General features: G+C 62.2%; 16 protein-coding genes. 6 read left to right on the top strand and 10 right to left on the bottom strand.

The window, feature by feature from the left end; translation table 11 throughout:
• Nucleotides 1-11: 11 nt before the first annotated feature.
• The 7 genes from H0921_RS17230 to H0921_RS17260 form a co-directional block, all read right to left on the bottom strand.
• On the bottom strand, nt 12-1,151 hold the full coding sequence (locus tag H0921_RS17230; protein ID WP_194539770.1) for an HlyD family secretion protein: 1,140 nt from the start codon (nt 1,149-1,151) through the stop codon (nt 12-14).
• A 65-nt stretch (nt 1,152-1,216) separates the two neighbouring features.
• Nucleotides 1,217-1,930, bottom strand: a complete 714-nt coding sequence (locus H0921_RS17235) for an ABC transporter ATP-binding protein (RefSeq protein ID WP_194539771.1) — start codon at nt 1,928-1,930, stop codon at nt 1,217-1,219.
• 169 nt (nt 1,931-2,099) lie between these two features.
• Nucleotides 2,100-3,230 carry an ABC transporter permease gene (locus tag H0921_RS17240; RefSeq protein ID WP_194539772.1) on the bottom strand — a complete coding sequence of 377 codons (1,131 nt, stop codon included), beginning with the start codon at nt 3,228-3,230 and terminating at the stop codon, nt 2,100-2,102.
• A gap of 40 nt (nt 3,231-3,270) precedes the next feature.
• Nucleotides 3,271-5,364 (bottom strand): asparagine synthase (glutamine-hydrolyzing), encoded by a 2,094-nt coding sequence (gene asnB / locus H0921_RS17245; protein ID WP_194539773.1) that lies wholly within the window; start codon nt 5,362-5,364, stop codon nt 3,271-3,273.
• 149 nt (nt 5,365-5,513) lie between these two features.
• Nucleotides 5,514-6,428: an SDR family NAD(P)-dependent oxidoreductase gene (locus H0921_RS17250; protein ID WP_194539774.1), complete on the bottom strand. Its 915-nt coding sequence runs from the start codon at nt 6,426-6,428 to the stop codon at nt 5,514-5,516.
• A gap of 344 nt (nt 6,429-6,772) precedes the next feature.
• Nucleotides 6,773-7,429 (bottom strand): phosphoribosylanthranilate isomerase, encoded by a 657-nt coding sequence (locus H0921_RS17255; RefSeq protein ID WP_194539775.1) that lies wholly within the window; start codon nt 7,427-7,429, stop codon nt 6,773-6,775.
• 180 nt (nt 7,430-7,609) lie between these two features.
• Nucleotides 7,610-8,560: an ROK family protein gene (locus tag H0921_RS17260; protein WP_194539776.1), complete on the bottom strand. Its 951-nt coding sequence runs from the start codon at nt 8,558-8,560 to the stop codon at nt 7,610-7,612.
• A gap of 225 nt (nt 8,561-8,785) precedes the next feature.
• Here H0921_RS17260 and H0921_RS17265 point away from each other — a divergent pair, with 225 nt between their 5' ends.
• The 6 genes from H0921_RS17265 to H0921_RS17290 all read left to right on the top strand — a co-directional run bounded on the left by H0921_RS17265 (nt 8,786) and on the right by H0921_RS17290 (nt 16,721).
• Nucleotides 8,786-9,175: a DUF3307 domain-containing protein gene (locus H0921_RS17265; protein WP_194539777.1), complete on the top strand. Its 390-nt coding sequence runs from the start codon at nt 8,786-8,788 to the stop codon at nt 9,173-9,175.
• A 47-nt stretch (nt 9,176-9,222) separates the two neighbouring features.
• Entirely contained in the window at nt 9,223-10,419 is a 1,197-nt protein-coding gene (locus tag H0921_RS17270) for an HlyD family efflux transporter periplasmic adaptor subunit (protein WP_194539778.1), read from the top strand.
• Between the two features lie 187 nt (nt 10,420-10,606).
• Nucleotides 10,607-11,830 (top strand): FtsX-like permease family protein, encoded by a 1,224-nt coding sequence (locus H0921_RS17275; RefSeq protein WP_194539779.1) that lies wholly within the window; start codon nt 10,607-10,609, stop codon nt 11,828-11,830.
• A 180-nt stretch (nt 11,831-12,010) separates the two neighbouring features.
• Complete coding sequence (locus H0921_RS17280; RefSeq protein ID WP_194539780.1) at nt 12,011-13,225, top strand: FtsX-like permease family protein; 1,215 nt, start codon at nt 12,011-12,013, stop codon at nt 13,223-13,225.
• A gap of 124 nt (nt 13,226-13,349) precedes the next feature.
• On the top strand, nt 13,350-14,648 hold the full coding sequence (locus H0921_RS17285) for an ATP-binding cassette domain-containing protein (RefSeq protein WP_194539781.1): 1,299 nt from the start codon (nt 13,350-13,352) through the stop codon (nt 14,646-14,648).
• A 111-nt stretch (nt 14,649-14,759) separates the two neighbouring features.
• Entirely contained in the window at nt 14,760-16,721 is a 1,962-nt protein-coding gene (locus tag H0921_RS17290) for a tetratricopeptide repeat protein (protein WP_194539782.1), read from the top strand.
• Nucleotides 16,722-16,767: 46 nt separating this feature from the next.
• Here the strand turns inward: H0921_RS17290 and H0921_RS17295 are convergent, their stop codons facing one another.
• The 3 genes from H0921_RS17295 to H0921_RS17305 all read right to left on the bottom strand — a co-directional run bounded on the left by H0921_RS17295 (nt 16,768) and on the right by H0921_RS17305 (nt 19,842).
• Nucleotides 16,768-17,955 carry a tetratricopeptide repeat protein gene (locus H0921_RS17295; protein ID WP_194539783.1) on the bottom strand — a complete coding sequence of 396 codons (1,188 nt, stop codon included), beginning with the start codon at nt 17,953-17,955 and terminating at the stop codon, nt 16,768-16,770.
• Between the two features lie 129 nt (nt 17,956-18,084).
• Nucleotides 18,085-18,615 carry a carboxypeptidase-like regulatory domain-containing protein gene (locus H0921_RS17300; RefSeq protein ID WP_194539784.1) on the bottom strand — a complete coding sequence of 177 codons (531 nt, stop codon included), beginning with the start codon at nt 18,613-18,615 and terminating at the stop codon, nt 18,085-18,087.
• Nucleotides 18,616-18,846: 231 nt separating this feature from the next.
• A complete protein-coding gene (locus tag H0921_RS17305) occupies nt 18,847-19,842 on the bottom strand; it encodes a DUF1559 domain-containing protein (RefSeq protein WP_194539786.1) in 996 nt (331 codons plus the stop codon).
• Between the last annotated feature and the right edge of the window lie 139 nt (nt 19,843-19,981).

Here is a 19,981-nt window from a genome sequence, read left to right on the forward strand (position 1 = left end):
AGCCTCGAATTTCACTGGCCCAAAGCAACACGGACCCGCTGGCCAACCCGCAGGGGCGGCTTTTTCGCCGGAGCTGGGTCTTCCACTTCGATGATCGCTTCCAGGACACGAGTGTCGTTACCGGACAACAGGCTTTCGCCATTGGAGCGCTTAGGCAGGAAGGTCCCGCTGATGCGCCGCAACGTGCCGCTGTAAGTCAGGCGCGGGTCGGTGTGGTCGTAGATGGTCACCGTTTTGCCGATCAGGTCTGGGGTGACGCGGTGGGCGAAGTCCGCCTCGATTTCGGCCCGTACGATCCGTTTGCCTTCGGGAATCAGCCACAAGGCCGGCTCGCGCGTGCTGATGCCCATCGTGGTCCCTGGGCTGATAGTGATTCGCTCGACCGTGCCGGCGGATTTGGCCCGCACCGTGCACAGGTCGATCGCCGTTTGGGCTTTGGACACCTCGGCTTCCACCCGTTTCATCGCGGCCAGGGCCTGGCGGACTTTGACCTGCGGGTCCAGGGCACGCAACTGAGCCAGCCGGGCCTGTTCGACACCCAATTCGTTCAAGGCGATCACGTACTTGGCGTTGGCCTCGAAGAGCTTATCGTCATCCTGGAGTTTCTTGCGGATTTCTTCCTCGCTCAATTTGGGTTGGGCCTGATTCCGCCAGAAGTTTTCGAGGTTATCCCGGATAAGGTTGTAGAGGCGGGAATGAATGCGGACTTTTTCTTCCGCACTGGCGACCACTTTTTCCATAATGGCCACGCTTTTGGCATGCTGGTCTGCGGCAACTTTCGCCTCGTCCAAGCGGGTTTGGGCCAGCTCGAGTTCCGCTTTAGCGATCTCGAGGTCGCGCTGCAAAAGGGACGTATCGAAGGCATAGAGGCGGTCGCCGGCGCGCACGATCTGCTGCTCTTTGACGAAGACTTCCGCGATCGTTCCCGATTGCAGCACGGGGGGCAGGCCGTAGGCCACGGGCGGCGGATCGGTATCCACGGTTCCCAGAACAATGAGGCCGGTGGGGCGGACCGCCGGAGTAGAAAAGCGGTTGGACGCTGAGGTTTCCCCCTGGCCCTGGGTCAATGCCTTGGCTCCAAAGAGGCTGACCGCGAGCAAGGCTGCCCCCAGCAGGGCCATGGCCGGTCGCACGCGGAAACGCAACACCATGGCATGGTCTCCGTTCGGCAAGTTGGGAATCCTCCAGCCCTCGGCGGGCACCGAGCCAAGTGCCTCTAAGCCGGCAAGCCACGCTCTTCCAGATATCCATCTTCCAGATGGTAATGGACATCCACATAGGGCAGCAGACGGTGATCGTGGGAAACGACCAGCACGGCCGCCTGGCGTTCGTGGGCTGCCGCCCGCAGGAGTTCCATCACCTTCTGGCCGTTTTCCCAATCCAGGGCGGAGGTTGGCTCATCCGCGAAGACAAACGCTGGGTTTTTCACCAAGGCCCGCGCGATGGCCACCCGCTGCTTTTCTCCGCCGGAGAGTTGGGCTGGCTTTTTCCCCTGAAGTTTAACCAGGCCAAGCCGCTCCAGCAACTCATCGACCCGGCGGCGCGCTTCCCGCCGATCACCGCACCAGTGCAGGACAATCTCCAACTGCTGACGCGCGGTCAGCGCAGGAAGCAAATTATACCCCTGGAAGATAAAGCCGGTGTGCCGGCGGCGGTAGCTTTCCCGTTCCGCGGCATTCATCTGCCACAGATCACGGAGGCGGCCTTCTTCATCCACCAGGACCTGCCCGGCATCCGGTTCGAGCAAGCCGGAGAGAACAGCCAGCAGGGTGGACTTGCCCGAACCGCTCGGCCCCATCAGAAGTACCAATTGGCCTGGGTACAATTCCAGCGTGCACTCATGCAGCACCACCCGGCGGCTGTCCCCATCGCCGTAGGTCTTGACCAATCGCAGGCCCCGAAGAACAGGGGTCGTACCCGAACGCGGCATACAGCAGGCGTCTCCTCCTTTCTCCGCTGCTACATCCTGAGTGCGTCTCTTGCGCTACATCCTGGGCATGTCTCCTGCGGCCCAGTCCGAGCTTGGCGTGTCTATCACGGCTTAGTCCGAACCCATCCGCTCAGCGTAACAACGCCTGCTCCCCGCAGCAACAGCTCCTTCAACGCAGCAGGGTCATCGGCTCGATCTGCTGCACGCTCCGCAAGGCGAATAGACCCGCCAGTAAGGCCATTGCCACCGTGAGCACAGCGGTACCCGCCAGAATCTGCCACCGCAGGTCCACATCGGTTGCAAACTGCAACGCCAGATATTTCAAACCGAGGCACACCGGATACGCCAAAGACACTCCTATGACACCGATCCAGAAGGCCTGGGTGACGACCAGCCCGGCGATCCGCCAGCGGGGAACACCCAGTGCTAGCAAGATGGCAAACTCCCGCGCGTTGGCCGCCGTGGCAGAATAGAGCGTCTGCGCTGTGATCACCATGCCGACAATTAGGCCCAGAAAGGCGGCGTAGCCGATCGCCAGCCCGGCCTTGGTGCGTGTCAGCCAATACCAGCGGGAGCCGAAGGAGAACTCCGCCGCGGTATAAGCGGTCATATCGTCGGCGTAACGCTCTCGCAGATATCGGGCCACCTCCTGTGCGCGCTGGGGGGAATCACACCGTGCTAGCAGATATGTGACGTGGTCGGCAGGTAACAGCGGGCCAAGCAACTGCCGGGCGGTGTACAGGGAACAAAAAACCCACGGCGCCGCCAGGCTCTTCAAGCCGCGAACCGTCCCGACCACCGTCACCTCTTTGCCGTTGATCTTGGGCTTTGGGCCGTGGGCGTCCTCCAGCCCCAACCGCTTGACGTCGGATTCATCCACGATGATGGCGAAGGGCATCGTCAGGGCGTCCCGTTGTTCCTTCGTCAGCAGGGTGAGGGCGCCGGCCGCGCCATCATCGAGCGAACTGCCGAGTAGGAAGCACAACTCGGTCCCCCCCGTCGGCTTGGTGAAATTGGCGAAGTTAGCGATGTACACCTCCGGCATGTGGACTCCCGGCAAACCCGCGACCCGGCTGAGGAAAGTCTTGGGAATCGGCTTGCCCAGATCCACGCTGGGGACTGCGGTGGAACCGATCCAAAGATCGGCGGAGGTGTAGTCGATGGGAATGGAGGTAATTTTGAACAGGCCCAGGAGCAGCCCGACCTGCAAGGCAATAAGCACGGCGGAGAACGCCACCGCCAACACCCCAGCGGTGTAGCGGGCGCGTTCATGCCAGAGCATTTGCAAGGCGTAACGCATCGTATTCGATCGGATGCGGGACTGCGGAACCTTCACTTTCCTAGGCTGAAGCGGCTGCTGAAGGAGTCACGGCTGTATCCGTCTCTCGGCGCGGGGCGCGTTGGAGGACGGGCCGGCCGCCTTGTTGGGCCACCCAGGCTTCGACTGCACGCGTGGAACCGTGCAGGCAATGCGGCACTTCGCACAAGTCCCCGCTGATGTACAAATGATGCCACAGTTGGGTGGCTGTCACCGCGGTCAGACCCATCTCCAGACTGGTCCGCAACCAACCCCGGCCAGGCCGTTGCAGCCGCTGCCGAGCCTCGGCCACCACCTTGGCATCGAACAAGCCTGTCTTGGCCAGGGATTCGGGAGACAGAACCTGGTCGATCCAACGTTGCGCCCCCATTTTGGCCCAGGAATCCATCGGCGCCCGGAACATATGCTTGCGCCGCCACGCAATCTCCGGCGGCAGCCAGCGCCGGGCCACCAGACGTTCAATGTACTTGTCCCGGAACAAGCCGCGGAGTTTCCACCGGGGATGCAACCGGGCCATGAAGGCGATCACGTCCTCGTCCAGAAAGGCATAGCGGCTCTCTACTGAGGAATGCATGGCGATCCGATCCCCTTTGCTGGCCAGCAAATGCCCTGGCAGCATGATCCGGGCGCCGAAATACATCTGCCGGTGGAACGGATGCCAGCGCATAAGGTTTTCGGGCAGCTCCAGGTCTTCCAGGGCCGAATGCCGCAAGGCATGTTCCCGCGCCGCTCCCGTGAAAAAGCGCAGCTTGTTCAAGCTCATGATGCCGTACAGGTCGAACCAGCCGTTGGGTCCTCCCATCTGCTTTTGCGTCTCGCGATAGATCGCATAGGGGAAGCGCGGATGCCCCCGCAGCCAGAGCATCACGGAGCGCAGGGAATACCCCAACGGCAAGCCCGGAATCCGATCCAGCCAGCCGGTCAAACGGTGAATCTTGAACCAGGGATAACCGGCGAGCCATTCGTCGGCTCCTTCCCCGGTCAGCACGACTTTGTATCCGTGCTCGTGCACCGCGCGGGCTAAATGCATCAGTCCCAGGCAGGAGGTGTCGATTACCGGGAACTCTGCCGTGGCGATTAACTCCGGATACCCCAGGCGCAGCTCCTCATGCCCGCAATTCACAATAACCGGCTCGCAACCGAGATACCGGGCCGTGTGCAGCGCTTCCGCCGTTTCGTTCAATCCGGGAGCCTGGACTGCCACGGTAAATGTCGGAATGGGCCGCCCCAGCACCTTATTGGCCAGGGCCACCACCAGGCTCGAATCCACCCCGCCAGACAAATACGCCACCACCGGCACATCCGCATGCTGCAAGCGGCGCTGCACGCTTTGCAACAGCACCGCCTCGTATTCCTCGACCACTCGCTCACCCTGGTCGAACGCCCGCACTTCCTGGCCGCGGTCCGGGTATTCCACCTGCCAGTACACCCGCTGGCGGACCGCTTCCTGCGGCGTCAGAGAAGCACCCAGGCGCAGATGGAGAAACCGGCCGGGAATCAAGCACTGGATACCCGCGAAGACCGTCGCTGGCCCCGGCATCGCAAAAAAGGTGAAGATGTGATTGAGACCCTGGAGGTCCGGCTGGCGCGCCACCAAACCGCTGGCCAAGATCGCCTTGATCTCCGACGCAAACAGCAGCCAATCCGAGCCATCATGCCGGACCACGGTGTAGAACAGAGGGCAGATGCCGGCGCGATCCCGTGCCAAAAGCACTTCGCGCCGACGGCTGTCATAAAGGCAAAAGGCAAACTGTCCGCGGACGTGCTCCAGCATTTGTGGGCCGTACTCCTCCCACAAATGCGGCAATAACTCCGTATCGGTGTGCGTCCGGAAGCGGTGTCCTTTCCCTTCTAGCCGCGGACGGAGCTGCGGGTAGTCGTACAACTCGCCGTTGAACACGGCCCAGACGCTGCCGTCCTCATTACTGACCGGCTGGCGGCCATCATCCAGCCCGAAGATGGACAGACGGCGATTTGCCAGATGGAGGCCGGATGCCACATAAAAACCGTCCTCATCCGGACCGCGGTGCATCAGAACCTCCGCCATCGTCGGCACAATGGAGGGAGGCGGGGTGCGTACCCCTTGCAGATCAATCATACCCGCTATTCCGCACATCGCTGTCCATCCTTATCGGGTGCCATTGACTCCATCCGTCGGAAAACACTCACATCCTGCTGCATCCTCGCCCCTTCGGAATCCTCCGCCCAGGGTTGACCGCCGCGTCTCGAATCATGATCGCCCTACGATCCCAAATCATGATCGCCCTACGATCCCGTCCAGGTTGGGGAGATTCGCTGCCGATCGATCCGCTGTTGGATTCTCTGTCCCTCACGCTCCCGCCGGGCAAAGCGCCACACTTTCCGGTGCATGAAGAAGCGGACGGCGCGGGGAAATAATCGTCGGGACCACCAAACCCCCCACGAGACCCAGCCGCTCGGAGTTTCGGCCCGGCGGTGTTCCAGGCTTCGGAGAATGTCACGCGCCACTTCCTCCGGCGGCGGAGCGCCCGCAAAATCCAGGTAGATTTTCCCTTCATTGCGCAACAGGTGCCGCTGGAGATCGTCGCTGCGGACCAGACCGGGCAACACCACCAGCACATCGATGCCGTAGCGGACGAACTCGGCCCGGATCGCCTCGCTCCAGCCTACCAAGGCATGCTTGCTGGCGCAATGTTCCGTCATCGAGGGAATGCCCCACCGCCCGCAGATGCTAGCGACATTCACCACCGCCGGACGCCAACCTTCGCCGCTTCCCTGCCAGGCACTGCGTTCCAGGTAAGGCTGCGCCAGCCGGACCATTTCCACCGCGGCGAAAAAATTGACCTCCATCACCCGGCGCAGGATCTCCGGTGTGGAGGTGCTGAATTCCCCGAAGCTGCAAACCCCCGCTGCGTTGATAAGCACATCTACCCCACCATAACGGAGCGCCGTGGCCGCTACGATCCGTTCGCGATCGGCAGGCCGGGTCACATCCCCAGCTTCCACCAGAACCTGGGCTTCCACCCCTTGAGCGAGCGCCTCGGACAAACAGGCGCGGGCGGTCCGCTCCAGTTCATCTTGGGAACGGGCTGTCAACGCCAGTTTTGCGCCCCGGCGAGCGAGCAGCACGGCAACGCGCCGCCCAATTCCCCGCGACGCCCCGGTAATCAGTACCACCCGCCCTCTCACATCACGCTGCATGAGATTGCGCTTCTGCTCATTCCTTTCGATCCGGGTTGCTCACCGCTTCCATGACCATTCGGAAATTCTAGGAATTCTTCCGATCAGCACCAATAGAATCCTCCCCCTCGATGAGAATTTCCTATTCTACAATTTCAGCCGGAGTTGAATGAGAGGCCGCTCACTCCATAACCTGGATTTTCGGTTCGCCTTTTGGCTTGCCGTCCCGACCGCATTTCGGTCTTCTGGCCCCATGTCGGGAGTCACCGGCATCGGAGCCGTGGCTTCGACCGGGAGCCTGGGTAGGTTGGGGAGGAAAGCCTGTTTCAATAAGACGGGCCGACTTGAAGGACACACCAGCGGTTTCAACAGTTACTGGCGGCGATGCGAGCTTGAAGGATGAATTGCCGGACTTTCTCCAGGTCTTTCCGCCCCGGAGCTGCCTCCACACCGCCGGCGACATCAACCCCCCAAGGACGTAAGCGGCGCACGGCGTCCGCGACATTCTCCGGCGTCAACCCCCCTGCCAGAATCCAGGGCACCGGCGGAGCGAAGTTTTCCAGCAACTCCCACGGTGCCGTCTGACCTGTTCCGCCCCATTGGCCGGGCACAAAGGCGTCAAGCAGCACGGCGGCGGGAGGCCGCCCGGCGGCCTGAAGCGCCCGGAGATACTCCTGAGCAGCTTCCAGGTCTCCCGCCTCGCGGATCCGCAAGGCCGGAATGTGAGCAAACGGAAACGCATCTTCTCGCAACGGTGGCTCGGCATAGGTCTGCACCGCCCGTAAGCCCAACTGATAGGCGACGGCGCAGACTTGCCGCATGGGCCACCCTACGAAGATGCCCACCGGTGCCGTAAAAGGAGGCAACGCTCGCACGATAGCGGCAGCCTGCGGCGGTGCCACATACCGCGGCGAGGAAGGGTAAAAATTCAAGCCGATGGCATCCGCCCCCAACTCGGCGATCTTCACCGCTTCCAGCGGATCTGTCACCCCACAGATTTTGATGCGGATGGGATAGCCCATAGGTGTGTCCCTGAGTCGAAATCTCCCGCGAATTCTGCTAAGTCAGGCACTCGACAGATGCGGCCGGCACTGACTGATCTTACGGCATGCGGCTGGCCCCGCCCGCCGGTCCAGAGGCAACCGACAGCTTGGCGGAACCCACTGTATCGACCACCTCTCGGCTCATTACCTTCTTCTGGCTCAAGCTCGGCTCGACTCCCAGAGTTGCCGGGCCAAGGCAATCGCACCGTGGACCACCACCTCTTCTCCCAATTGGGCGGGCACAATATCCGTCAATCCGCGGAAGGGGGGGAAGACACGGGCTTGCAAGCGTTGGCGTAGAGGTTGGAAGAGGCGTTCTTCACCCAGGAGCGACACGCCGCCGCCAATCACGATGCGCCGGGGACAAAGCAATCGAATAACGAGGTCCAGGGCGAAGGCGAGGGCATCCAGGGCGGTATCGAGCACGGATTGGGCCAGGGCATCGCCGCGGGCTGCCGCCTCGGTGACATGCCGCCCCGTCACTTGGGACCAATCGCCTTGAACCATCTCGGTCAGAAGGGAGGGTTCGCCCCGTTCGAGACGCCGCCGAGCTTGAGAGGCCAGTCCCCAACCGGAGGCCACTGCTTCCAGTTCTTCGCCTCGTTCGTTGACTGGCACGTGCCCAATCTCGGCAGCGCCCTGCCCTGCACCGCGATAAATCGTTCCGTTGAGAATCAGGCCGCCGCCGATCCCGCTGCCGATGGTCATGTAGAACAGCGGTGACAGTCCTCGGCCCGTGCCATAGGTGGCTTCAGCCAGTCCGGCGACATCGGCATCGTTGCACAAAACCGCCGGGACGCCGCCGAGCAGATCGCGCAGCCAAGCCGCCAGCGGGAAATGATCCCACCCGGCAATTTGGTGCGAAGTGATCACCGTTTGGGAGGCGTCATCCGTTGGCCCGCCGAAGCCGATTCCAGCGGCGCGCAACTGATGGGCAGCGACCCCCATCTGGGCCAGCACTTGCGGAATCGCTCCCTGAAGTTGCCGGAGAATCCCAGCGCTACCCTCAGCCGGCACGACCGTCCCCCGCCATAACGCCAGGAGCTGGCCTGCCCCGTCGCCCAGTCCCACTTGCAATTTCGTACCGCCAATCTCGATGCCCAAGTACATGACATCTCCCCCAGCCGCCATCTCGCTTGCAGGAGCCAACCGACCCGTGCATTGGCGGGGCTAAGTTCGGCATCAAACCGAACAGTCCCCGATGGCTCGACGTCCCCCTGGAGGTTCAGCTCGATATATCACCCTCAGGTAGGAGTCTGTATATTGGGTGGAAAGCCTCTCAGGCAGCGCAGCGAAGGTGGACAACACGTACGCGGCGAAAGGTAGACAACCAGTATGGATGATCCGCGGCCGATTCTGCTGCTGCTTTATCTGGTGGCGGGCCATGCGCTTGTGGATTTTGCTTTGCAAAGCGAGGCGATGGCCTTGGGCAAATGCCCGCATGCCCAGCATCCTGCCGCTCGTGCCGTCCCGTGGTACTACTGGCTGGCAGCACACGCCTTGCTGCATGGTACCGCAGTCGGCCTGGTGTGCCAGTGGATGGGCCTCACACCGGCTGGGACCTTAGCCTTGGCCTTGGCGGAAACCCTGGCCCATGCTCTGATCGATCTGGGCAAATGCCGCGGCTGGTACGGTATTCATCGGGATCAGGCCTTGCACCTGCTCTGCAAACTGCTCTGGTGGTGCCTGGCCTTGGGAGCGTTTCCATCCTCAGGAGGATTATGAGCGTGCCGCCATTCTGCCGGAGGAGACCCGCGCGCTCCGGACGGCTGATGCTGTCCCTGCTATGGACCTTACTACTGTTGGCCACCGGCGGGGTCGCAGGTTATTTCCTGGCCCGGTTCATGCCGGACGCACCCAGTGCCTCGCCTGTCTCAGCACCAACGGGATCGCCCCGCATTGCGGCGCTGGGACGGTTGGAACCGGCTGCCGGCATCGTACACGTTTATGGCCCAGTCGGGGACCGGATCGCCCGCCTTTATCCCTTGGCTCCCGGCCAATCGCTTCAGCAGGGCCAGCCGATCGCGGAACTCGCCAGTGCGGAAGAACGCCAAAAGCAAGTGGCCCTAGCCGAACTCGAACTCCAGGAACTGCAAGATAGATTCGATGCCGCCAAACAGGCTGGTGAGGCGAAAATCCGAGCTGCGGAAGCAGAATGGCAGCAAGCGATGGCGGCCCGGGATCAGGATCTCGCGGCCCAGGACGCCCGCCTGGAGTATCTCACCCAGCAATTGCAGGTGGCGGAAAAGAGTTTGGAACGTTTGGAGCAACTCCGGGCCAGCCGCGTTACAGTCCCCGCGGAGGAATACGACAAGGCCCGGCTCGCTGTCGCGCAGGCCAAAGCAGAACGGCAAGCGGCGGAGGCGCTTCGGCGCAAGACACTCCTGTCCTACCAACACGCGGACAAAGTAGGCCAGGCGCGCAAAGCGGCGGCGGAACAGGAACTCCGCGAAGCCCTCGCCCGTTTCCCCCTGCAATCCGCTAAAGCCCGATGGGACCATGCCCGCGACCAATGGGAGCGTCACAGGATGGTCCGCGCTCCGATCAGCGGCCAGATTCTGCACGTGCAAGCTAACCCCGGACAAACAATCACTCAAGAACCCCTGCTGACAATGGCTGACGTGTCCCGCATGATCGTCCGAACGGAAGTTTACGAGGGAGATGTAGAACGCTTGCGGCAAGCCCTGCACCACGGCTCCGTGCTCGCGACGATTCAAGCTCCGGCTTTACCCCGCTCCCTCCGCGGCAGTGTGAGTGATGAGAACGTTATCTCGCGCATGATCTCCCTAAATCGCGTTTTCTCTCTTGATCCCCGTATGGATCGGGATCGGCGAGTCGTCGAAGTGCTCGTCCCCTTGGACCCCGGCGATACGAACCTGGCCGCCCGCTTTGTCAACCTGCAAGTCACCGTATTGTTCGAGTTGCCGGCTTCATCCGCCGCTGAATTGCCGAAGGCGAGCGAACAATGATCCTGCACCATGATGCGCCGCGTACCGTTCCCTGGGATTGCCGCTTCTAAGCCGATGCCCCCAGCAAATGGGTTAGGTTTTGTTCGAGGAAAGCCGGACTTGGCTCAACCTCGGACCACTTCCTAATGCGAAGAGAAAAGCGGCGGTGATACGCAGCCGACCCTCTGGCTGATCGGAGACTCTCCCCATGAGGTATGCGTGGCTTTGGGCCATCCGACATCTGATCCACCGGCGGGAACGTACGGTAACAGCCGCTACAGGCATCGCTTTTGCTGCCATCCTGATGTTTCTGGAAATGGGCTTCCTCGGCGGAGTCGATCGCACGGCGACCTTGCTCTTCGACCGCTTGCAGTTCGATCTGCTGATCACCTCTTCAGAATACGAAGACCTCAGCCGCACGGCGGGGTTCCCGGATCAGCGGCTAGCTCAAGCGGCAGCAGTGGAGGGAGTGGGGGCGGTCGTGCCGCTGTCCATGGGCTTTGCCGAGTGGCGTATGCCGCAACGCCGTGGCTGGCTCCGTTCCCCCTCCGGCGGGGAAATTATGAGCATCGCCGTCTTGGCAGTGCCCCCGGAGTACCTCCCGCAGGCTTTCCGCATCGGCCCGGAGGGTGTCTTTTCCACCCTAGCGGAAGCGGAAGAAGCTGCCCATCTCTTGGCCCGCCAGAAGACGTTTCTGTTTGATCGGCGGAGCAAAGCGGAATACGGCTCGGCCGAGTACTGGCTGGAGCAATCCCGCAGCCGGAACCCGCAGGACCCCGTGCTGATCAATGGACGCTCTGCGGTCATAGCCGGCACGTTCTCCCTCGGTACAGGCTTCAGTTGGAACGCCATGCTTTTGACCAGCGAGGGCACATTCCGTGAGTTTTTGCCGCCAGTGCCTGATGGTGTTCACTTTGGCTTGATTCAACTGAGCGCCGGCGCCGATCCCGCCGCGGTTCAACAGCAACTCCAAACCCGCCTCCCTTCCGATGTCCGCATTTGGAGCCGCGAAGACATCACGGCCTCGGAGCGGAATTACTGGGTGAGGCTGACGTCCGTGGGCCAGTTTTTGGTGGTCGCGGTGGTTCTCGTCATCACCGTGGGTGTCATTTTCGTGTACCAGATGATGGCAGCAGACATTCGCTCCATGCTGCCGGAATACGCCACGATCAAAGCTTTGGGCCATACGCCGGGTTTCGCCACGGCCATGGTCCTTGCCCAGGCCGGCCTTCTCGCCGCTTTGGGCTTTCTCCCCGGTTGGGGAATTGCTGCTTTTCTCTATTCCATCGCGCGGACCTACGGCGGCATCCCGGCGGAAATGACTCCCCTCATTATCATGGCTGTCGCTGGATTGACCGTCGGGATGTGTCTTCTCTCGGCTATCCTCGCTTTGCGGAAAGTCCAGACGGCGGACCCGGCGGACCTGTTCTAGCGGCTTCGCCCTCTATCTCTCCCTCCCCCGTTCTAGCGGCTCCGCGTCCAGCAACTTCGGCGACTCATACCAGCACCCAATTTGGAGGAGTCGGGAAAAGTTCCTCCTGTTTCCTGAAAGGCAGACCTATTCCTGGCGGGGAACCGTTGACGCTGGACTGCCAGATGCGAAGCTGACAGTATGCGGCTGGCTCTGCTCGTGGCCTGGCGAAATCTGACCTGCGATCCGATCCGATACGGGTTGTATACCCTGGGCATCGCCTTCGCGGTGGTGCTTATGGGGGTGCAATTCGGCATTCTCCGGGCAATGCTGGAGAGCAACACGCGCCTGTTGCGGTGCCTGGATGCGGATGGCGTGCTGATTCATCCGCAGCGCAGTTCTCTGATGTTCCGCCCAGCCTTTCCGCGCCGGCGGCTGGAACAGGCCCACGCTGTGGAGGGAATTGACCGCGTAGCGCCCCTGTATTTGGATTACCAGGCCGGAGAATGGCTGGCGACGGGGGTGCCGCGGCCGGAGCGGGGACCGAAGCGGCGCATCCGGGTGGTGGGGGTCGATCCCGCTGTGGCTCCCTTGCGGGGACTGGACATTCCCCCGGACGACTGGCAGAGCTTGCAACGGCCCGGTACCGCGTTGTACGACCGCCGGGCGCGGCCTGATCCCCAAAGGCGGATGCCGAGCGTCTATGGCCCCCTGGCGGAGGGATGCACCGCCGAGTTGACCGGCCAGCAACTGACCCTGGTCGGTCCGGGTTTTTCCCTGGGCTTCGACTTCGCCGCGGATGGTACCTTGATTGTCAGCGAGCAGACCTTCGCCCGTTACCTCCGGGAGCCATTGGCCCCGCCGGGTACCGATCCCCTGGAAGCGGTGGACCTGGGTCTGGTCTGGTTCCAACCGGAAGCGCGCCGGGAGCAGGTCCTCGACGCCCTCCGGCAGCTTTACGCAGCGACGCCCAATGTCGAGGTGCTGACCCTAAAGCAGCTCATCGAGCGAGAAGAGCGCTTCTGGCTGGCCAACACGCCCATCGGCTTCGCCTTCGGCGCCGGCATGATTCTGGGCTTCGTCGTGGGGTTGGTCATCTGTTATCAGATTCTCACAGGAAACATCGCCGATCATCTGGGCCAGTATGCGACGCTGCGAGCCATTGGGCACACGCCGGGTTTTCTCCGCGCCGTGGTGACTGCCGAGGCGTTGCTCCTGGCGGGAAGCGGTTTGGCTGTGGGAATCGGCATCGTAGCTGGAGTACAATCGTTACTAGAGGAATGGACCGGCATGCCGTTTCAGCTCACGCTATTTCGCATAGTGTGGTTGGGGGGCGCGACCATCGGCATGTGTTGGCTGTCTGCCCGTTTGGCTGCCCGACATGTGGAGAAGGTGGACCCCGCCGATGTCTTCTGAGCCGCAGGTACAGCTAGTTTCGGATCCCTCGGATCGCTTGGACTCTTCCTCCAAAAAAGGGCCAAACGGCAGCCTGGGTGGAGGTACGAAAGCACCGCCTTTCGGGGAACCCTTACTCCGGGTCGTGGGTGTAGATCATTTTTTTGGCCGGGGGGAAACGCGCACTCAGGTCCTCTTCGACAACAATTTGGAAGTGCTGCCAGGCGAGTTGGTCATCATGAGCGGCCCATCCGGGTCCGGCAAAACGACCTTGTTGACCCTCATCGGCGGCCTGCGCACTCTGCAACACGGCGACATTCGCATTTGGGACCACGAGCGTGGGGAGTCGATCTCGTTGCGCGGCCTGGCGGAGAAAGAGTTGATTGGCGTGCGCCGCCGACTGGGTTTCATCTTCCAACGGCACAATCTCCTGGAATCGCTGACGGCCTGGCAGAACGTGCAGATGGCGGCGGCTCTGCGCCCGCGCCCTCAGGCCCGGCAGGAAGCCCAGGAGCTGTTGCAATACCTTCTGCTGGGCGATCGGGATGTTTTGGGCCGACCCCAGGTGCCGAAGTTCGACTACACGCCGGCGCGCTTGTCAGGCGGGCAGCGGCAGCGGGTGGCCATCGCCCGGGCTTTGATCAACCGCCCCAGGCTGATTCTCGCAGACGAACCGACAGCCGCCTTGGATGCGCATTCCGGCTTGGCGGTCATCACCTTGCTGCGTTTTCTCGCCCGTCCCCGGCCCGCTACGGAATGGCAAGCCTTGCTCCGCGAGGGGGAAGACAGCGGCGACCAGGGACGCCTCGCCGAATGGCAAATCCCGCTTCTGCACAAGCTCGCGGGACAAGGGGGTGCCACCAGCCTGATCGTCACGCATGACCCGCGGATCATGCATCAGGCGGATCGGATTGTGCATCTGGAACGGGGGCGAATCGTGGCCAACGTGGTGGTGGCAGAGCGGCTCTTTGTTCGCAATGCTTTGCGCCAAAGCCCGCCGTTTGCGGCGATCCTGCCCGAAGAGCAAGCCCGCCTCGCCGATGAACTGCTGGTGGGAGTCGATCCGGCGGTGCCCCTGCGGCCCGATCAACTCGCCGCGGCCTCGGACCGCGTTGCCGCCTTTGCTCCCGGCAGCGTCATCGTGCGCGAGGGGGAACCAGTCGATGACCAGAGCAAGTTCTATCTGATCCGCCGGGGCACTGTGGAAGTCTTCCGGCGGCGCCGGGAGGGGGGCGAAGAGAAAGTGGCCGAATTAGGACCCGGCCAGTGCTTCGGAGAAGTGGCGCTTCTGATGGATCGGCCGCGCAATGCGACCGTGCGTGCCAAGGAAACCGTGGAAACTTATCTGGTGCGCCGGGAGGTCTTCCGCCGATACGAAGCGACCAGCCGGCCTTTCATTGAGCGGATTTTGGCTCGTTTCCGGCCGGACGACGCTTTGGGCTAGCGCCCTACCTTCACCAACGTCTGCCGAAACAGCAGGCTGTCTGCTCCTCCGCCGAATGGTGGCCCGCTCGCTTTCCCATGCGTGCTTTCCGCTTGTCCTGGAGACTCTGGCATGACGACCTGGCAAACCTTCCTCCGTTCTCCGAAAATGGTTGGCGGTTTGGGAGCAGCCGTCTTATTCGCTATCCTGGGCCTCATCTACTGGCTTCTTCCCGCTGAGGTTCCCACCCCCCCTTCCGGTGTCCCTCCCGCAAATCTGCAGCCTGATCCGCCGCCGCCCGATCCGCGCCTCGATCCCGCCGTTGTGTTCCGCAATATCCGCCCGGAGGTCCAGTACGTTGGAGACAAGGCCTGCCAGGACTGCCATGCGGATATCAGCCAAACCTATCAGCAGCATCCGATGGGCCGCTCTGCGACAGATCGGCTGGCGCTTTCCCTTGTCGAGCGTTGGGAGCCGCCGCTGACGTGGACCCACGGTCCTTATCGGCTGAGCATCCGCTCCCAGGCGTCTCAGCGAATGCACAGTGTGCAGCCCGCTGAAGACCTGGACGGCACGGCTCCATACTCGGTCCGGTTGGATGTGGCCATCGGCTCCGGAACCCGTGGGCGGTCCTACCTCACCTTCGAGCACTCCGCCCTCTGGCAGTCCCCGATCAGTTGGTTCAGTCAGGAGCAACGCTGGGACATCTCGCCGGGGTTCGACTTGGGTCAAGGCGGGCGCCGGCCCGTGCATGCGGATTGCCTCTTTTGCCATGTTCACCACGTGGAGCCTATCTCCGGCGCCATCAACCGCTATCGGGAACCGCTTTTGCCCCTCCAGGCTGCCATCGGCTGCGAGCGCTGTCATGGACCGGGGCAACTCCACGTCCAGGAGCGTAGCAGCGGCTTGCCTTGGGAAGGGATCGACACCTCCATCGTCAATCCCCGGCATCTCCCCGCGTCCTTGCAACAGGACATTTGCCGGCAGTGCCACCTGCAAGGACAGGTACGTGTGCCCCGGCGCGGGCGGCAGCCCTGGGAATATCGGCCGGGACTTCCTTGGAACCAATTTGTCACCGTGTGCGTTCGCAATCCGGAATGGTCTCGCGAGCTGCGCTCCGTCGGCCAATTCGAGCAGATGGAATCTAGCCGCTGCTTCCAGGCCAGTCAGGGGAAACTGCTCTGCACCACCTGTCATGATCCCCATGCGGTGCCTTCACCGGACGAACGCGAGCGGTTCTATCGCCAGCGCTGCCTGAACTGCCACGCCCGCCAGAGTTGCTCCGCGCCTTTGGCCGAGCGGCATGCTCAGCGGGATAGTTGCATCACCTGCCATATGCCCCGCCTCAGCAGTGCCAACATTGCTCACACGAGCATTACGGATCATCGCATTCCGCGCCGTCCCCCTCCGGCAGTGCCGGGACGTGCCGAGCCGCCGCCACCTGATTCGCTGCCCATCATTCCCTATCGCCCTCCCAGGCAGCCGCCGGACCCAGAGCAGGAGCGGGACTGGGCCGTAGCCTTGGCACGCCTGAGTGTTCAGTTACCGCCGGGGCTTGCTGCGCGTTCGCTGGCACAAGCCGCTGCCCCCCGTTTGGAAAGCGCGCTTTCCCTCCATTGCGGCGATATCGACGGCTGGATTGCCCTCAGCGAAGCCCGCGGGACCCTCGGCGAGATGTCCCAAGCCTGGCAGGCCGCGGAATATGCCCTGCAACTCCAGGCGGATCATGAACTCGCTCTGCGGCGGCTCGTGGATAGCGCTTTGGCTTTGCGCCGTTGGGATCGTGCGGAAGCAGCGGTGGAACAGCTCCTCAAGCACAATCCCTCCTGCGTGGACTACCATCTCCTGCGGGCGGCCGTGCGCCTGGCCCAGAAACAGTGGGAATTGGCCGAGCGAAACTGCCAGCAAGCTCTAGCGATCCATCCCTGCCATCCCCAAGCGCACTTGTACCTCGCCGTCAGTTACCAGCAGCGCGGTGAAACCGCCGCCGCTCGCCAGCATCTGCAAATTGCCTTGCAACTGTGCACCACAGTCGACCAGCGCCAGCACTTCCGGGAATGGTTCCGTCAGCAGACCCGCCCCGCTCCACCCTAACGCCCTTCCCCTCTGGCGCCATCAGCGCCCCTCCACCGTGAAGCACCTAACGCCGTTCCATCGCGGCACACTCCGCAGCGGCCTTCCGCCACAGGCGGGCCAGGTCCGAGTGTCCCAACTGCTCGTGGACCTCCGCGAGTTTCTGCCGGACGGCACTATCCCAGGGCCGCTTCATCGCTTGCTTGGTCAGTTCCGTCAATTCTTGCAGACGTCGGTGCAGGTCTTCGACGCGCTGGCGAGCGTGAGCGGCGTCCTCTTTGCGGTTCAGACTCTCATAGACTTGGGCCAGCACATACCAAGATTCGGCATCGCTAGGGTCCAATTGCACGGCTCGTTCCAGGCATTCCGCAGCCTGCTCCATTTGGCCGGCATCCCGGTCGAGCCGTCCGCGGCAGCGCCACATCGCCGCTGTCCATTGCTCGCGCGGGATCGCTTCTAGCTCCGCCGCCGCCTCCGTCCACCGTCCCAAGCCGTACCGTCCCTCTGCACGCAACCAAGCCACTTGGGCTGAGTTTGCTGGGGTCTCCTCACTCCCCGCTTGCGTCCAGGCCAAGGCTTCCTCGTACCGCGCCTTTTGCAGGAGCACCTCCGCCAATTCCAGGCGGATGTCCAGCCGCATCGTCCCTTCCACACCGCGCTCCCAAGCGGCGCGATAGGCTTGTTCGGCATCGTCCCAGCGGGACAGGTCCTTGTACATTAGGCCGAGCAAGCGGTAGGGCCGTGGGTCCTTGGGGTCCAATTCCGCCACCCGTTGGAGATGCCGCTCCGCGTGATGCCATTGGCCCCAATCATACGCCAAGGCCGCTAGCCCCCGATGGGCATCGACTTGGTCATCGTCCTGATCTAGCACCCAGCTCAGCACGCGGTAGGCTTCGCGGCGATTGTCCAAAGCGAGCAGACATTTGCCCGCAATCAGCGCTGCTTCGACGCGGAGTCGGCCCTCGGCTCGCACCCCTTCGGCCAGGGCCAAGGCGCCTGCTGCTTCCCCTCGGCTCCACAACCACTCCGCGCGTAACAGGCGGCTGTGGTCCCCATACCCGGCCCGTTCCAATCGTTCCGCCACTTCCTGAACCTTGTCCCACTCTCCGCGCATGAGGGCCGACCGCCCGGTTGCCAGCAAGCGATCCGCCGAGACATGGTAAACACGAAAGTACCAGACCGTTGCCAGGATGAGCAGGAAGGCGATCGCACCCAGCCGCCAGGCCAAACGTTGCCAGCGCCGGGCCGGACCCATTTCGTGCACCCCTCCAACGAACAACCCTGACGAGCAAGACCCGCCAGGGCTGCCGATTACCGCCACTTCCTTCTGCTAAACATTGGGCCGATGGTATTCTGGACGTTACCGGTATTCCAGGCGTTGCTGCTATCGCGCAGACTTTTGCAATTCCAGCTTGATCGGCCCCGAAGACGGAATGGTAACGCGCAGGGGCGTCGTTTCCAAGCGGGCGTAAACCTCCGGCAACTCGGACTGCGCGCTCCCCGATCCTCCAGCTTTCCCCGGCATCGGCGGCATGGGGCCAGCAGCTCCCCCTTTTTTCATGTCCGCAAACTTCTTCATTTGCGACACGTAATCCTTGCTCATCTTCGAGGGGTCCGACTCCTCGGCGGGATTAATCGGAGCTGCCACGGCAGGGGCATACTTCACAACGGTCACCTTGTAGCTGCCGGGCGCTGCTCCTGGCCCCGCTGGACCGCTGAGCGTAAACTTCCCGCTCTCATCCGTCAGGCCGCTGAACACCTTGCTTCCATCTTCGGACGTGAACGTGACCGTGGCGCGGGCCACCGGTTGGCCGTTGAGGGTCACTTCCCCTTCCACGGGTACACGGCGCTCCCCGCAACCGCTCAACGCCCCTCCCACAACCAAGACGAATCCAAGACGAATGATGTTCTTCATGGCATTCCCATTCATTCATTGGTAAAAGTTCACAAAGCCCTGGCTAACTGACCGCGACCCCTGGCGCACGTCTTAGGCATATTCTCAACAACTGCCGAAACGACTCGATAAGTCGCAACAGGATTGGCCCAAACTCGCTGGATGCCAAAGGGCGGCCTACGCGAAACCGCCCTTGTCTTGCACCCGCTTGCTTCAGGTCCACCCAAAGGACAGGCAACTCCAGGGGAGCCTTTATTCATTGGGCACGGGCCGGCCGTCATTGCGGCAACCCATGAGAATGTACGTGGTCATATTGATGTTCTGGCGCACAAAGCGCACCGAACCATCCCCAAAGACGAAGTTCACCCCGCCCGTGTGCCGAGACTTAAAGCCCCAAGCCAGATTCCAGTTCTGGAATGATCGGTCCGCAGGGGAGCACCAGGTGCGGGCATCCGTGGGGTAGTTGATCGGCACAATCGTAGTGGCATGCGAGGCCCCGCCGTTGTAATGGGACCACGAGCCGCTCCAGAAGTGATCGTGCCATTCCGGCAATATCTCGCCGATCAGAATGGTGTTGGACAAGCCATCGGTCACAGAAGCCATGTTGATCCGGGCACCGAGGCGATTGTACATGCCCCGGACTTGGCCCGCGTCAAGTGTGTTCCCATGATCGGGACTCGCCGGCACGCCGATACCCGGCTGATTGCACAGTGCCTGATTCGGGTCATAGCCGCAGGGACCAATGGTGCATTGAGGCCCCAAGCTGCCCACGTAGTTGCAGATGGCCCACTCCGTGTTCCAGCCGTCGCTCGGACAGCGGAAAAACTTCGGACGGAAACTCGTGAAGTTGGGCTGAGACCGGGCGATGCCCGCCGAGTTGTACACTCCCGACGGCGGCTGCGGAAAAAGTTGATACAACGCCTGCTGCTCCACATACGGCAAGCTGTACACAATCCAGGTTCCGCGATCGTCATTCCAGTCCGACCAGTTCCAACTGCCGCCGAAGTCCCGCCCGACTAAGCCGCCAGGGGGGAAAAAGCCGGTGCTGTCATGATAAGTGTGTTGTGCCAGACCCCACTGCTTCAGGTTGTTCTGGCAACTCATGCGAGCCGCTGCTTCCCGAACCTTCTGCACCGCCGGAAGCAACAGCCCAATGAGAATGGCAATGATGGCAATGACCACCAAAAGCTCGATCAACGTAAAAGCACGACGGTTGGACCGACGAGGGGGGGAGAGTGTTCCAGCCATAACCTGCTACTCCTAGGCAAGTACCAACGAGCTAAGAAGAGATAAGGATAGTGGGCGAAACACGAAACTATTATCTTCCTAACCCATCTTCTCACGGCAGGTTCCGGCTGTCAAGCAAAAAATCGGCCTGGTGTGAATT

This window comes from Thermogemmata fonticola, from assembly GCF_013694095.1.
Lineage (GTDB): Bacteria > Planctomycetota > Planctomycetia > Gemmatales > Gemmataceae > Thermogemmata > Thermogemmata fonticola.

Coding starts and splice junctions, on each gene's coding strand:
- H0921_RS17260 (WP_194539776.1), bottom strand. CDS start 8,560: ATGTACTTGGGCATCGAGATTGGCGGTACGAAATTGCAAGTGGGACTG.
- H0921_RS17265 (WP_194539777.1), top strand. CDS start 8,786: ATGGATGATCCGCGGCCGATTCTGCTGCTGCTTTATCTGGTGGCGGGC.
- H0921_RS17240 (WP_194539772.1), bottom strand. CDS start 3,230: ATGCGTTACGCCTTGCAAATGCTCTGGCATGAACGCGCCCGCTACACC.
- H0921_RS17255 (WP_194539775.1), bottom strand. CDS start 7,429: ATGGGCTATCCCATCCGCATCAAAATCTGTGGGGTGACAGATCCGCTG.
- H0921_RS17230 (WP_194539770.1), bottom strand. CDS start 1,151: ATGGTGTTGCGTTTCCGCGTGCGACCGGCCATGGCCCTGCTGGGGGCA.
- H0921_RS17270 (WP_194539778.1), top strand. CDS start 9,223: ATGCTGTCCCTGCTATGGACCTTACTACTGTTGGCCACCGGCGGGGTC.
- H0921_RS17235 (WP_194539771.1), bottom strand. CDS start 1,930: ATGCCGCGTTCGGGTACGACCCCTGTTCTTCGGGGCCTGCGATTGGTC.
- H0921_RS17290 (WP_194539782.1), top strand. CDS start 14,760: ATGACGACCTGGCAAACCTTCCTCCGTTCTCCGAAAATGGTTGGCGGT.
- H0921_RS17280 (WP_194539780.1), top strand. CDS start 12,011: ATGCGGCTGGCTCTGCTCGTGGCCTGGCGAAATCTGACCTGCGATCCG.
- H0921_RS17305 (WP_194539786.1), bottom strand. CDS start 19,842: ATGGCTGGAACACTCTCCCCCCCTCGTCGGTCCAACCGTCGTGCTTTT.
- H0921_RS17295 (WP_194539783.1), bottom strand. CDS start 17,955: ATGGGTCCGGCCCGGCGCTGGCAACGTTTGGCCTGGCGGCTGGGTGCG.
- asnB (WP_194539773.1), bottom strand. CDS start 5,364: ATGTGCGGAATAGCGGGTATGATTGATCTGCAAGGGGTACGCACCCCG.
- H0921_RS17250 (WP_194539774.1), bottom strand. CDS start 6,428: ATGCAGCGTGATGTGAGAGGGCGGGTGGTACTGATTACCGGGGCGTCG.
- H0921_RS17300 (WP_194539784.1), bottom strand. CDS start 18,615: ATGAAGAACATCATTCGTCTTGGATTCGTCTTGGTTGTGGGAGGGGCG.
- H0921_RS17275 (WP_194539779.1), top strand. CDS start 10,607: ATGAGGTATGCGTGGCTTTGGGCCATCCGACATCTGATCCACCGGCGG.